The 13727-nt window shown below is 68.2% G+C and carries 8 protein-coding genes; 4 read left to right on the top strand and 4 right to left on the bottom strand.

Going from position 1 to position 13727, the window contains the following annotated elements; genetic code table 11:
• Nucleotides 1–19: 19 nt before the first annotated feature.
• Nucleotides 20–1186, bottom strand: a complete 1167-nt coding sequence (gene argJ, locus J7I85_RS10205) for a bifunctional glutamate N-acetyltransferase/amino-acid acetyltransferase ArgJ (protein ID WP_214851130.1) — start codon at nt 1184–1186, stop codon at nt 20–22.
• Nucleotides 1183–2214, bottom strand: coding sequence for an N-acetyl-gamma-glutamyl-phosphate reductase (gene argC, locus J7I85_RS10200; RefSeq protein WP_214851128.1), 1032 nt, complete (start codon nt 2212–2214; stop codon nt 1183–1185). Before argC ends, argJ begins: the two co-directional genes overlap by 4 nt.
• A gap of 184 nt (nt 2215–2398) precedes the next feature.
• Between argC and J7I85_RS10195 the strand changes: the two genes are divergently transcribed.
• The 4 genes from J7I85_RS10195 to J7I85_RS10180 all read left to right on the top strand — a co-directional run bounded on the left by J7I85_RS10195 (nt 2399) and on the right by J7I85_RS10180 (nt 10019).
• A complete protein-coding gene (locus tag J7I85_RS10195; protein WP_214851126.1) occupies nt 2399–3487 on the top strand; it encodes an acyl-CoA desaturase in 1089 nt (362 codons plus the stop codon).
• 91 nt (nt 3488–3578) lie between these two features.
• Complete coding sequence (locus J7I85_RS10190; protein WP_214851124.1) at nt 3579–4544, top strand: quinone oxidoreductase; 966 nt, start codon at nt 3579–3581, stop codon at nt 4542–4544.
• A 142-nt stretch (nt 4545–4686) separates the two neighbouring features.
• Entirely contained in the window at nt 4687–8646 is a 3960-nt protein-coding gene (locus tag J7I85_RS10185) for a Pls/PosA family non-ribosomal peptide synthetase (protein WP_214851310.1), read from the top strand.
• A 23-nt stretch (nt 8647–8669) separates the two neighbouring features.
• The gene (locus tag J7I85_RS10180; protein WP_214851114.1) at nt 8670–10019 is read left to right on the top strand and encodes a M1 family metallopeptidase; all 1350 of its coding nucleotides are present in this window, start codon (nt 8670–8672) and stop codon (nt 10017–10019) included.
• A gap of 72 nt (nt 10020–10091) precedes the next feature.
• Here the strand turns inward: J7I85_RS10180 and pheT are convergent, their stop codons facing one another.
• Nucleotides 10092–12635, bottom strand: coding sequence for a phenylalanine--tRNA ligase subunit beta (gene pheT / locus J7I85_RS10175; protein WP_214851112.1), 2544 nt, complete (start codon nt 12633–12635; stop codon nt 10092–10094).
• Between the two features lie 2 nt (nt 12636–12637).
• Nucleotides 12638–13699, bottom strand: coding sequence for a phenylalanine--tRNA ligase subunit alpha (gene pheS / locus J7I85_RS10170; protein ID WP_214851110.1), 1062 nt, complete (start codon nt 13697–13699; stop codon nt 12638–12640).
• Between the last annotated feature and the right edge of the window lie 28 nt (nt 13700–13727).

The following is a 13727-nucleotide window of genomic DNA, read 5'->3' as shown; positions in this document are numbered from 1 at the left end:
TCCAGGGTTGCCGGCGGATCTAGCTTGAGTAGGCGCTGTTCTCGTGGACGTAGTCGTGCGTGAGGTCGTTGGTCCAGATGGTGGCTTCTGCATCGCCGGCCTGCAGGTCGATCTCCACGAGCACCTCGCGCGGCTCCAGGTCCACGAGCTTGCGGTCCTGGCCTATGCCGCCGTTCTGGCAGATCTGGACCCCGTTCATGGACACGTTGAGCTGGTCCGGTGCGAACGCGGCGTCGGTGGTGCCCACGGCGGAGAGCACGCGGCCCCAGTTGGGGTCCTTGCCGAAGATGGCTGCCTTGAAGAGGTTCGAGCGGGCCACGGCGCGGCTGACCGTTTCGGCGTCGCGCTCGGTGGCGGCGTTGAACGTCCGGATCGCGATGTCATGGCTGGCGCCCTCTGCGTCGCCGATCAGCTTGCGGGCCAGCTCGGCGCAGACCTGGGTGAGGCCCTGGCCGAAGGTCTCGGCGGACGGAACGGCCTTGGAGGCGCCGGAGGCCAGCAGCACCACGGTGTCGTTGGTGGACATGCAGCCGTCGGAGTCGGCACGGTCGAAGGTGACCCGCGTGGCGTCGCGGAGGACAAGGTCGAGCATTTCCGGCTGGACGTCCGCATCCGTGGTGAGCACCACCAGCATGGTGGCAAGCCCGGGCGCCAGCATGCCCGCGCCCTTGGCGATGCCGCCGATGGTGAATTCGTTTCCCCCGGCGTCGGCGCCGGTGAAGACCGCCTGCTTGGGCACCGAATCGGTGGTCATGATGGCCGTGGCGGCCTGGGCACCGCCGTCCGTGCTCAGGGCGGCTGCCGCGGCGTCGATGCCCGGGACGATCTTGTCCATGGGCAACTGCTCGCCGATCAGGCCGGTGGAACAGACGAAGACGTCGGTGGCGGACAGGCCGAGCGCCTCGGCCGTCTTCTCCGCCGTCGTGTGCGTGTTCTGGAAGCCCTGCGGGCCGGTGCAGGCGTTGGCACCGCCGGAGTTGAGGATCACCGCGTCGACGCGGCCGTCCGAGACCACCTGGCGCGACCAGTGGACGGGGGCTGCGGCCACCCGGTTGGAGGTGAAGACGGCGGCTGCGGCCTTGGACGGTCCGTCGTTGACCACGAGGGCGAGGTCCGGATTTCCTGAGGCCTTGAGGCCGGCCCTGACGCCGGCGGCGCGGAATCCCTTGGGTGCGGTAACGGTCACGGGGCAACTCCCTGCAGGTTGAGGCCGGCGGTCTCCGGCAGGCCAAGGGCAATGTTCATGGACTGCACTGCTCCACCGGCGGTGCCTTTGGTCAGGTTGTCGATGGCGCACGTGACAATGACGCGGCCGACGTGCGGGTCGAAAGCCAGCTGCATGGCAGCGTGGTTGGAGCCCTGCACGGACTTGGTGGTGGGCCACTGGCCTTCGGGCAGCAGGTGGACGAACGGCTCGTCGTCGTACGCCTCCGCCCAGGCACGGCGCAGTTCCTCGGCCCCGACGCCGGGCTTGACCCGTGCGGTGGCGGTGGTGAGGATGCCCCGGCTCATGGGCGCCAGGGTGGGCGTGAAGGAAACCGTCACCGGCTCACCGGAGGCGTTGGACAGGCCCTGCTCGATCTCCGGCGTGTGCCGGTGGCCGCCGCCCACGCCATAGGGGCTCATGGAGCCCATGACCTCGGCGCCGATGAGGTTCACCTTTGCTGCCTTGCCTGCGCCGGAAGTGCCGGAGGCGGCGACGATGACGACGTCGTTCCCCTCGAGCAGGCCGCCGGCGAAACCGGGCGTGAGAGCGAGCAGAGCCGACGTCGGGTAGCAGCCCGGAACGGCGATCCGGTTGGCACCCTTGAGTTTCTCGCGCTGGCCCGGCAGCTCAGGCAGGCCGTACGGCCATGTTCCGGCATGGTCCGAGCCGTAAAACTTTTCCCACGCGGTGGCGGACTCCAGGCGGTGGTCCGCGCCGGCGTCGATCACCACCGTTCCCTCGGGGAGCTTGGCCGCGATTTCAGCGGACGCCCCGTGCGGGAGGGCCAGGAACACGACGTCGTGCCCGGACAGGTTCTCCACGCTGGTGTCCTCGAGAATCCTGCTGGCCAGGCCATGGAGATGCGGCTGCAGTTCGCCTAGTCTGGAACCGGCGTTGCTGTGTGCCGTGATGGCTCCGATGGTGACGTCCGGGTGGCCGGCCAAGAGGCGGAGGACTTCGCCGCCGGCGTAGCCGCTGGCCCCGGAAACGGCAACAGAAATAGTCATGAAGACGACTATACAGCAAGACTATGCATAGAAGTCGATATTTATGCATGCGATGGATTCTGCCCGTAAACCCACTGCCCGGTGGTTTGGAGCGTCAGCGTATGCTGGCAGGAGGGTGAGCTTGACCGTGCGGTCCGAATGTCGGCTGCAGCGTTGCCCGTGACAGTTACGAGGCGCCGCGTCCATGACCCCCACCACCACTTCGGAGCGCCCGCAGACGCGTGTCCGGCAACCAAACGCCGTTGTGGCGAGCTATTCCGAACTCCTTAAGAGCGTCAAGGCAGCCGGGCTGCTCGAGCGCCGCGTGGGTTTCTACATCACCCTGTTTTCCAGCCTGGTTCTCCTGATGACCGCGGCCTGGTTCGGTTTCGCGCTGATCGGCGACAGCTGGTTCCAACTCCTGATCGCTGCCGCGGTGGGCATCCTCTGCACCCAGCTGAGCTTCCTGGCCCATGAGGCCGGGCACCGTCAGATTTTCGCCTCCCGCCGGGCCAACGACTGGACCGCCCGCATCCTGGCCACCTCCGTGGCCGGCATGAGCTACTCCTGGTGGGAGCAGAAGCACGGTGCGCACCACAACCACCCGAACGTGATCTCCAAGGACCCGGACATCGCCCCCGGTCCCATCGCGTTCCACACTGAAGCGGTGGCCGACCGGCAGGGCAGGTTCGCTTTCCTGACCCGCAAGCAGGGCTGGTTCTTCTTCCCGCTGCTGTTCCTGGTGGGCCTGGGACTTCAGATCGATTCGGTGAAGTTCGTCCTCCGCCGGGCCAAGGTCACGCACCGCTGGGTAGAGCTTCCCATCCTGCTTGTCCGCCTCGGCAGCCTGCCCGCCCTGGCCTTCACCTTCCTGCCGCTGGGCATGGCTGCCGCCTTCATAGGCGTGCAGCTCGCTGTTTTCGGTTTCTACATGGGTGCGTCTTTTGCACCCAACCACAAGGGCATGCCGGTCCTTCCGGCGGACAGCCGCGTTGACTTCCTCAGCCGCCAGGTGCTTACATCACGCAACATTTCCGGCGGCCGGTACATGGACATCCTGCTCGGCGGCCTGAACCGCCAGGTGGAGCATCACCTCTTCCCCGACATGGCCCGGCCCCACCTGCATAAGGCAACAGCGATGGTGCGCCAGCACTGCAAAACACAGGGAATTCCCTTTACCGAGACCACGCTGGCCGCGTCATTCGGGATCATTGTCCGGTACCTCAATGAGGTGGGGCTCGCTGCGGGACGCGGCTTCGAATGCCCCATGTCTGCGGTCTCCCGGCGCTACTGAGCGGCTGCCCGACTTCGCCTGCACCGCCCCGGTCCCTAGGATGAGTTGAGGAAGGGTGCCGGAGGTCCCGGCCCGGAAAAGGAGAGGTTCCATGACGCACGCCATCGTCGCCCGGCAGGCAGGCGGACCAGAGGTTCTGGACATCACGGAGATCGACCGCCCCGTCCCCGGTCCCGGCCAACTGCTGGTGAAGGTAGCGGCAACGGGCGTCAACTTCATCGAAACCTACCAGCGCAGCGGCACGTACAAGGTGAACTACCCCTTCACCCCGGGATCCGAAGCGGCCGGCGTCGTTGAGGAAATCGGCGAGGGCGTCGAGGACTACCCCGTGGGAAGCCGGGTAGCCACGGCTGAGGGAACCGCGTGCTACGCCGGGTACACCGTGCTGGACGCCGTGAAGGCCCTGCCCGTGCCGGACGGCGTGGACGACCACACCGCCGCCGCGCTCCCCCTCCAGGGCATGACGGCGCATTACCTGATCAACTCCTCGTTCCGCGTTGAGCCCGGACACAACGTGCTGGTCCACGCAGGCGCCGGCGGGGTGGGCCTGCTGCTCATCCAGCTGCTGAAAGCCCGCGGCGCCCGTGTCATCACCACCGTCTCCACTGACGAGAAGGAATCCCTGGCCCGCGGTGCCGGCGCGGACGAGGTGCTGCGCTACGACGGCTTCGCCGACGCCGTCCGGGACCTGACCCACGGTGCCGGCGTGAACGTGGTGTACGACGGCGTGGGGAAAGACACGTTCGACGGCTCCATGGCCAGCCTGCGCACCCGTGGTTCACTCGTGCTCTTCGGTGCGGCGTCCGGCCCCGTCCCGCCCGTGGACCCGCAGCGGCTTAACGCCGGCGGCTCACTGACCCTGACGCGCCCGACGCTCGCGCACTTCCTCGGCAACCCGCAGGAACGGCTGTGGCGCTCCACAGAAATCTTCGGAGCAGCGGCCGACGGCAGCCTCAACGTCCGCATCGGCGCCACCTATCCGCTGGCTGAGGCCCGCCGGGCGCACGAGGACCTCGAGGGCCGGCGCACCACCGGCAAGGTCCTGCTGGTCCCGTAGCGTTTGTCTTTAACCCTGCAGGCCCGGAACGCGGCAGCCCTGTAAACAAAGCAGCCCCGGATGAACGGAGGGGAAACGATGTCACCTTCCGTTCACCTTGGTGGGGGAGAATCCAGCCGTGATTGAGCCCCTCCCCAAAACCATGGACACGACCGCTCCCTCTGCCCTCGGCGGACCGGCAGCGGCAGAGGTGCACGCGGCGCAACTGCCGGGCGCTGCCGCCGCCCCGCCGGAGCGGACGCTGGTGGACATCCTGGCTGAGACGGCCGCCCGGTATCCCGACGCTTCCGCGCTCGACGACGGCCGCCGCTCCCTGAGCTACGCCCAGCTCCTGGCCGAGGTAAAGTCCGAGGGCCTGCGTCTGCACCAGGCCGGCCTGGGAGCGGGAGACAAAATCGGGGTGCGGATTCCTTCCGGCACCAACGAGCTCTACATCGCGATCCTCGCCGTCCTGCTGATCGGCGCCGCCTACGTCCCCGTGGACGCGGATGATCCGGACGAACGGGCCAAGCTGGTGTTCGGTGAGGCCCTGGTGGCCGGCATCCGGCGAGCCAACGGCGAGATCGTCACGGACCACAAGCGGCCGCGCCCCTTCCCGGCTCCCCGCCCGGCCGCCCCCGCCGACGACGCCTGGGTCATCTTTACGTCCGGCTCCACCGGGACGCCCAAGGGCGTTGCGGTGCAGCACCGCTCTTCGGCCGCGTTCGTGGACGCAGAAGCCCGTATTTTCCTGCCGGACGATCCGGTAGGGCCGCAGGACCGTGTGCTCGCGGGTCTTTCGGTGGCGTTCGATGCCTCCTGTGAAGAGATGTGGCTGGCCTGGCGCCATGGCGCCTGCCTTGTGCCTGCCCCGCGGGCCCTCGTCCGCACCGGCATGGACCTGGGACCCTGGCTGATCAATCACGGCATCACGGTGGTCTCCACCGTTCCCACTCTTGCGGCGCTGTGGCCGGCCGAAGCCCTGGAGAACGTCCGGCTGCTGATCTTCGGCGGCGAGGCCTGCCCGCCGGAGCTGGCCGAGCGCCTGGCCGTGGACGGCCGTGAGGTGTGGAACACCTACGGACCCACCGAGGCAACAGTCGTGGCCTGCGCGGCTCCGCTGGGCGGTACCGGCCCGGTCAGGATCGGGCTCCCCCTGGACGGCTGGGACCTGGCGGTGGTGGGTTCCGACGGCGTCCCGGTGGCCGAGGGCGAGGTGGGCGAGCTCATCATCGGCGGCGTGGGGCTGGCCCGCTACCTCGATCCGCAGAAGGACGCGGAGAAATATGCCCCCATGCCCTCGCTGGGATGGGGACGCGCCTACCGCTCCGGCGACCTGGTCCGTTTCGAGCGCGCCGGCCTGATCTTCATGGGACGCGCCGACGAACAGGTCAAGCTTGGCGGCCGCCGGATCGAACTCGGCGAGATCGACGCAGCCCTGCAGTCCCTCCCCGGCGTTGCGGGCGCCGCCGCCGCTGTGCGCACGACGGCCGCCGGCAACCAGGTCCTGGTGGGTTACCTGGCTCCCGCCGCACCGGACACTGCGCCGGACCTGGCCGCGTTCCGTGAACTGCTCTCCGCCACACTGCCGGCCCCGCTCATCCCCATGCTGACCGTCGTCGACACGTTGCCCACCAAGACCAGCGGGAAAGTCGACCGGCATGCGCTGCCGTGGCCCCTGCCGGGTGCCGGCGCCGCGGCTGCGGACGCCGCGCCGCTGAACCTGCCGGAGGATGCCCAGTGGGTCGTTGACCAGTGGCAGGCCGTCCTGGGCAGCAGCGTGGCCGGCCTCGACGCGGACTTCTTCGCCCACGGCGGAGGTTCGCTGGCCGCGGCACAGCTCGTCTCCGTGCTCCGGGTCCGCTACCCCACCATCACCGTGGCAGACATCTACGCCACCCCGCGCATCGGCGCGCTGATTGAGACGGCCCGCCAGTCACTGCCCGACGGCGTCTCCGCCGGCCCTGCCCCGGAACGGCCGGTCCGCCCCACGGCCCTGAAGTCACAGGTCTTCCAGACCCTGATGGGCATCCCGCTGCACATTCTGGCGGGTATGCGCTGGCTGACCTATCTGATGGCTGCCAACAACGTCCTGTTCGCGGTTGCCGGGTTCACGGCGGCGCCCACCGTGTCATGGTGGTGGGTGGCCGCCTCCTGGCTGATCTTCGTCAGCCCGGCGGGACGGATGGCACTCTCTGTTGCCGCCGCCCGCCTCCTGCTTCGCAACGTGCAGCCGGGGACCTACCCGCGGGCCGGCAAAGTGCACCTGCGCCTCTGGCTTGCCGAACAGATCCAGGACTTGGCCGGCGCCGTGAGCCTTGCCAGTGCGCCTTGGGTGCCTTACTACGCAAGGGCCCTCGGCGCCAAGATCGGGAGCGACGTCCATCTGCATTCCCTACCCCCGGTGACAGGCTTGCTTACCCTCGGCCGCGGCTGCAATATCGAGCCTGAGGTGGACCTTTCCGGGTGGTGGATCGACGGCGACATCGTCCGCATCGGCCATATCCACGTCGGGGCGGAGGCCACGGTGGGAGCCCGCAGCACCCTGATGCCCGGGTCCAGCATCGGCGCCGGCGGCCAGGTGGAACCGGGTTCCGCGGTGCTGGGCAAGGTCAAGTCCGGCCAGGTGGTGGCGGGTTCCCCGGCACAACGGCGTGGCAAGGCGCGGCAGGACTGGCCCGCGGCGCAGCCGGTCAGTTCCCTCCTGGGGCGCCTCTGGTTCACGGCCTTCGCCGCCGCGTCCGCCGTCCTCGCCCTGATTCCCTACGCTTCAGCCGTGGCCGCAGCTTTGGTGGTCTTCCTGTTCATTCGGGGCAGCGACTCACTGCTCAGTGCCGTGCCGCAGGTGCTGGCGTCGCTTCCACTCGCCGCTGTGACCTGGTTCCTCACCAATATGCTGCTCATCCTGGTCACCACCAGGCTGCTGGGCCTGGGCCTGAAGGAGGGCTACTACCGGGTCCGCAGCCGCGTCGGCTGGCAGGTGTGGGCCACCGAGCGGGTGCTGGACATGGCACGGGACCTGCTGTTCCCGATTTACGCCAGCCTGTTCACGCCCGTCTGGCTGAGGCTGCTGGGGAGCAAAGTCGGAAAGAATGTTGAGGCCTCCACCGTCCTGTTGCTGCCGCGCATGACCACCGTGGGAGAGGGTGCTTTCCTCGCAGACGACACCATGGTGGCCCCCTATGAGCTCGGCGGAGGATGGATGCGGATTGCGCCCGCGAAAATCGGAAAGCGCTCCTTCCTTGGCAACTCCGGCATGACCGCGGCCGGACGCAGCGTACCAAAGAACTCCCTGGTCGCAGTCCTCTCGGCGACACCGGGCAAGGCCAAGTCAGGCACGTCCTGGCTGGGCAGCCCTCCCGTCAGGCTGCGGCGCACCGCGGTGGCGTCCGACAGCACGCGCACCTTCCAACCGCCGGCCCGGCTCAAGGTGGCCAGGACCCTCTGGGAACTGTGCCGGTTCGTGCCGGTGGTCCTGACGGTGGGTCTGGCCCTTGGCGTGCTGCTCGTCTTCGACTGGCTCGCCACCGCCCTCGGCTACGGTGCGGCAGCGGCACTCGGAGGCGTGGTCCTCCTGTCCGCGGGCGGGGTGGCGGCAGGCTGCTCGGCGGCGGCCAAGTGGCTGCTCGTGGGCAGGATCAAAACCGGTGAACACCCGTTGTGGAGCTCCTTCATCTGGCGCAACGAGGTTGTGGACACCTTCATCGAGATGGTTAGTGCCCCGTGGTTTGCCCGGTCCGCCAGCGGTACCCCGGCCCTCGTCTGGTGGCTGCGTGCCCTCGGCGCCAGGATCGGCCGTGGCACGTGGTGTGAAAGTTATTGGCTTCCTGAGGCGGACCTCGTGACGCTCGGTGCCGGCTCCACGGTCAACCGCGGCTGCGTCGTCCAGACCCACCTCTTCCACGACCGCGTCATGAGCATCGACACTGTTAGTCTCGAAGACGGGGCGACGATGGGCCCGCATGGCGTGATTCTGCCGCAGGCGAGGATTGGCAAGGGCGGAACCGTTGGTCCGGCGTCCCTGGTGATGCGGGGCGAGACCGTTCCGGCCGGGACGTACTGGATGGGCAATCCGGTCAGCCCGTGGACCGGGCCCGCCGTTCCCGCACCCCGACTCAAATAACAGCTAAGGAAGTCACACGCAGAATGAGCTCCGGAGAATCGCCCGGCCCCGCCGCCGTCCTCTCTGCCGGCGCCACGACAACCGGCGACCCCTACGTCCCGGGCCACGGTACGGATGCCTACCGCGTCCTGCACTATGAACTGGAGCTGGACTGCAAGCTCGCCAGCAACCGGCTGACCGGCCGCGCAGTCCTGGCTGCTGTGGCAGCCCGCCGCACATCCGCCGTCGTACTCGATATGACAGGCCTCCGCGCCCTGAAGGTCCAGTTGAACGGGGTCCGCGTGCGGAAGTTCACCCAGCGGGCAGAACAGCTCGTCGTGCACTGCGAACAGCCCCTTGAGGCGGGCACCGAGTTCAGCCTCGAGATCCGCTATGACGGCAACCCGCAGCCGCGGCGGGGGCTGTGGGGCGAGGTGGGCTGGGAGGAGCTCACCGACGGCGTTCTGGTAGCCGGCCAGCCCAACGGGGCGCCGACGTGGTTCCCCTGCAACGACCACCCGCGGAACAAAGCCAGCTACCGGATCACCGTCACCACCGATGCCGGCTACCGCGCCGTGTGCAACGGACTCCTGGTGGGGCAGGCCGTGAGGTCGAGCCGCCAGACCTGGGTCTACGAGCAGCGTGAACCGATGGCGACGTATCTGGCAACCATCCAGATCGGCCGGTATGGGCTGGTCAGCCTGCCGGACTCGGCCGGCGTGCCCCAGTTCGTTGCGGCGCCGGCGCAGCTGGTGGCCCGGGCGCAGACCGCGCTGGCCCGGCAGGAAGCCATGATGAGCACCTTTGTGAGCCGCTTCGGTCCCTATCCCTTCCCCGAATACACGGTGGTGGTCACCGACGATGAGCTGGAAATTCCGCTCGAGGCCCAGTCGCTGTCCATCCTCGGCGCCAACCATCTGGATACCGGGTGGGATTCACAGCGCCTGATCGCCCATGAACTGGCCCACCAGTGGTTCGGCAACTCGCTGACGCTCGGCACGTGGAGCGACATCTGGCTGCACGAGGGTTTCGCCTGCTACGCGGAGTGGATCTGGTCCGAGGAAGCCGGAGAGATGCCTGCCCACGAGCGGGCGCTGGCGGCCTGGCGGCGGCTCAACGCCGGCGCTCAGGACCTTCTGGTGGGTGATCCCGGACCCGAGCTCATGTTCGATGACAGGGTCTACAAGCGCGGAGCACTGGCCCTGCACGCCCTGCGCCGCCGTTGCGGAGACCTCGCGTTCTTCGCGCTGCTGCAGGAATGGACCCGAACATACGCGCACAGTTCCGTGTCGACGCCCGAGTTCATCCTCACGGCCGACCGCGTCACGGGGCTGGACTCGGAATCGCTGCTGCATCCGTGGCTGTACGAAGAGGCCCTGCCGCCGCTGCCCTAGCCGGGACGCCATAAAGCCACTCAGACAAAAAGAAAGACCACGCCGCATGGCGTGGTCTTTCCTTTTGCTTATCTAGCGCTGGACGGCACCAAACCGCTCGGCTGCGGCGGCGACGGCGCGCTCCCGAGCCTCCGACGCCTCGTCGGCCGTCAGTGTCCGGTCGGTGGCGCGGAACCGCAGCCCGAAGGCGAGGGACTTCTTGCCGTCCCCGATCCCCTTGCCCGCGTACACGTCGAACAGGGCGACGTCCTCAAGCAGCTCACCGGCACCTTCACGCAGCGCTACCAGCACGTCGTCGGCGGGGACGTCCTGCGGCACCACGAGTGCCACGTCCTGTGTGGCCACCGGGAAGGTTGAGATGTGGCGGGCCACCACGACGTCGGCCGCAGCCTCGAACAGGGCATCCGCGTTCAGTTCCAGCGCGACGGACCGCGCCGGAACGTCGTGCGCGGCCAGGAGCTTGGGGTGCAGCTCGCCGGCGTATCCCACCACTTCGCCGGAGCGCAGCGACAGTTGCGCGGCTCGGCCCGGATGGAAGGCCTGGTGCCGGCCCTGCGTGACCACAAGCTCCACACCAAGAACGTCACCGGCCAGGCGGGCGATGTCCAGGGCGTCTGCCCAGTCCCATGGCCGCGGGGCGTGGCCGGCGGCGGCGGGCGAATCATGGCCGGTCAGGACGGCGGCGACGTGCAGCGGCTGGTCCGGAACGCCGTCGTACAGCGCGTCCAGCACCTCATCGGTTGGCTTGACGCCCAACGGAGGGATGGACGGCGTGCCCAGCGTGTCACCGGGCAGGAACACCATGCCGGCTTCGAAGACGGCAAGGTCGCGGAAGCCGCGGGAGTGGTTGCGCTTGGCGACCTCCAGCAGGCCCGGCAGCACCGATGTGCGCAGGTAGCCCTGCTCCTCGCTGATCGGGTTGGCAAGCTTGACCGCAGTCCGGGGTGCACCCTCCTCGGCCACGCCGAACGTCTCATTGGCGGCCTTCGACACGAAGGGGTAGGCCAGGACCTCAGTGAGACCGGCGTCCGCCAGGGCCTGGACCAGGCGGCGGCGTTGCTGCTGCACGCGGGTCAGGCCACGCCCGGGAGGCGCCACCGGCAGGGTCGCGGGGATCTGGTCGTAGCCCACCAGGCGGGCTACCTCCTCGGAGAGGTCCTCCTTGGTTTCCAGGTCGTTCCGCCAGCTCGGCGCTGTGACGGTCCAGCCGGCGTCGGACTTTTCGAGAACGGCGCCGAGGTCCTCCAGGGACGTGACGATCTGCTCTTCGGTGAAGTCGATGCCAATCCGGGCTGCGGGGAATTCCCCCGGCAGCGCGATGGTCACCGGATCCGGCGCGGTTCCGACGTCGGTGCCCGCCTCATCGGCGGTCCCGCCGGCCAGTTCCACGAGAAGGTCGACGGCGCGCTGGGCCGCGATGTTGGCGACCTGCCAGTCCACGCCGCGTTCAAAGCGCTTGGAGGCTTCGGACGGGAGCTTGTGGCGCCGGCGCGAGCGGGCAATGGAAACTTCCTCGAAGTGGGCAGCCTCGATCAGGACAGCCGTGGTGGCGTCGGAGACCTCGGTGGACGCGCCGCCCATGACGCCGGCGACGCCGATGGGGCCGGAGGCGTCGGTGATCAGCAGGTCCTCGGGATCGAGCGAGCGCTCCTTGCCGTCGAGGGTGGTCAGCTTCTCCCCGGCAACAGCCCGGCGCACCACGATGTCGCCGGACAGCTTGTCCTGGTCGTAGAAGTGCAGCGGCTGGCCGAGCTCGAGCATCACGTAATTCGAAATGTCCACCGGCAGGGAGATGGACCGGATCCCTGCGAGGCGCAGTCTGGAAGCCATCCACGGCGGCGTGGGCCTGGTGGCGTCCACACCCCGGACGCTGCGCGCCACGAAGCGGTCGCAGCCGGGCTTGCCGTAGATGGGCGCGTCGTCGTTGATCTTGACGCCGTAGCCGCCGGAGAGGACAGCCGGCGCGTTGACCTTCGACGCGGGATCGGTGAATACCGTGCCGGTGGCGTGGGCGTATTCGCGCGCCACGCCGCGGATCGAGAAGGCGTACCCGCGGTCCGGCGTCACGTTGATTTCCGCGGCCTGGTCGTAGAGGCCCAGCAGTTCCATGGCGTCGGTCCCGATCTCGGGGTCGAGGCCGATCCGGGAGAGCACCAGGATGCCGTCGTGGTCCTCGCCAATGCCCAGTTCACGGACGGAGGCGATCATGCCCGCGGACAGGTGGCCGTAGGTCTTCCGTGCCGAAATGTGGAAGTCGCCGGGAAGGACGGCACCCGGCAGGGTGACCACCACCTTGTCGCCCTCAACGAAGTTGTGGGCTCCGCAGATGATGCCCTGCACACCGGAAGGGTCAATGCCCTTGCCGGTGAGGGTCTGCTCCTGGCCCTCGGGGACGACGCGGACCTGGCACCAGTTGATGGTCTTGCCGTTGGTCTGCGGTTCCTTGACCAGGCTCAGGACCTGGCCCACCACGACGGGTCCGCGCAGGGCGTCCGTGGGGCGGTGCACTGCTTCTTCTTCAAATCCGACCTTGACCAGTTCGGCCATGACGTCTTCGGCCGTTGCTCCGGCCGGGATCTGCGCAAATTCACGCAGCCAGGAAAGTGGGATACGCACTGTTAGATCTCCATCCCGAAGTGCTCGCTGAATCGTACATCGCCCTCGATCATGTCGCGCATGTCGGCGACCTCGTTGCGGAACATGAGCGTGCGCTCGATGCCCATGCCGAAGGCAAAACCTGAATAGACATCCGGATCGATGCCGGCAGCCCGCAGGACATTGGGGTTGACCATGCCGCAGCCGCCCCATTCGATCCAGCGGGGCCCGCCCTTGGCGCCGGGGTGGAAGATGTCCAGCTCGGCGGACGGCTCGGTGAACGGGAAGTAGTTGGGGCGCAGCCGGATCTGGGCTTCGTCGCCGAACATCTGGCGGGCGAAGTGCTCCAGGGTTCCGCGGAGGTCAGCCATGCTGAGCTTCTTGTCGATGGCCAGGCCCTCGAACTGGTGGAACACCGGGGTGTGGGTGGCATCGAGCTCATCGGTGCGGAACACCTTGCCCGGGCACAGCACGTAGATGGGCAGCTCCCGCTCCAGCATGGACCGGACCTGCACCGGCGAGGTGTGCGTGCGCATCAGCAGGTGCGCTTCCGGCGGCTCCACGAAGAACGTGTCCTGCATTTCGCGGGCCGGGTGGTCCGGCTTGAAGTTCAATGCGTCGAAGTTGAACCACTCGGATTCCACCTCGGGGCCCTCGGCGATTTCCCAGCCCATGCCCACGAAGATGTCCGCTACGCGGTCCTGCAGCGTGGACAGCGGATGGCGGGCTCCGGCGCGGCGGCGGCGCGGGGCTGCCGTGACGTCCACGGTCTCCTCAACGAGGATGCGGGCGTCGTTCTCCGCTTCGAGCTCGGCGGTGCGGTCCGCGAGCGCCTTATTAACACGTCCGCGCGAGGAACCCATCAGCTTGCCGGCGGCGGCCTTCTGGTCCTTGGGCAGGCCTCCGATCCCACGGTTGGCCAGGCTGAGCGGCGACTTCTCGCCGGTGTGGGCCAGGCGGACTGCCTTGAGTTCATCGAGCGTGGACGCGCCGGCAATGGCGGCGACGGCCTGGTCCACGGCGGCGTTGATGGCGGTTTCATCCAGAGGGTTCGGGACGGCGGCGCCCGGCAAAGTTTCAGTCATCTACTGTTCTTAGCTACGAGTCGGGTGA

This window comes from Arthrobacter sp. ISL-65 (assembly GCF_018613795.1).
Classification (GTDB): Bacteria; Actinomycetota; Actinomycetes; order Actinomycetales; family Micrococcaceae; genus Arthrobacter.
This window is presented reverse-complemented; position numbering and strand designations above follow the sequence as displayed.

Excerpts from the sequence above, each read along its gene's own strand:
- J7I85_RS10190 (WP_214851124.1), top strand. The coding sequence starts at position 3,579 with ATGACGCACGCCATCGTCGCCCGGCAGGCAGGCGGACCAGAGGTTCTG.
- J7I85_RS10185 (WP_214851310.1), top strand. The coding sequence starts at position 4,687 with ATGGACACGACCGCTCCCTCTGCCCTCGGCGGACCGGCAGCGGCAGAG.
- J7I85_RS10195 (WP_214851126.1), top strand. The coding sequence starts at position 2,399 with ATGACCCCCACCACCACTTCGGAGCGCCCGCAGACGCGTGTCCGGCAA.
- J7I85_RS10180 (WP_214851114.1), top strand. The coding sequence starts at position 8,670 with ATGAGCTCCGGAGAATCGCCCGGCCCCGCCGCCGTCCTCTCTGCCGGC.
- argC (WP_214851128.1), bottom strand. The coding sequence starts at position 2,214 with ATGACTATTTCTGTTGCCGTTTCCGGGGCCAGCGGCTACGCCGGCGGC.
- pheS (WP_214851110.1), bottom strand. The coding sequence starts at position 13,699 with ATGACTGAAACTTTGCCGGGCGCCGCCGTCCCGAACCCTCTGGATGAA.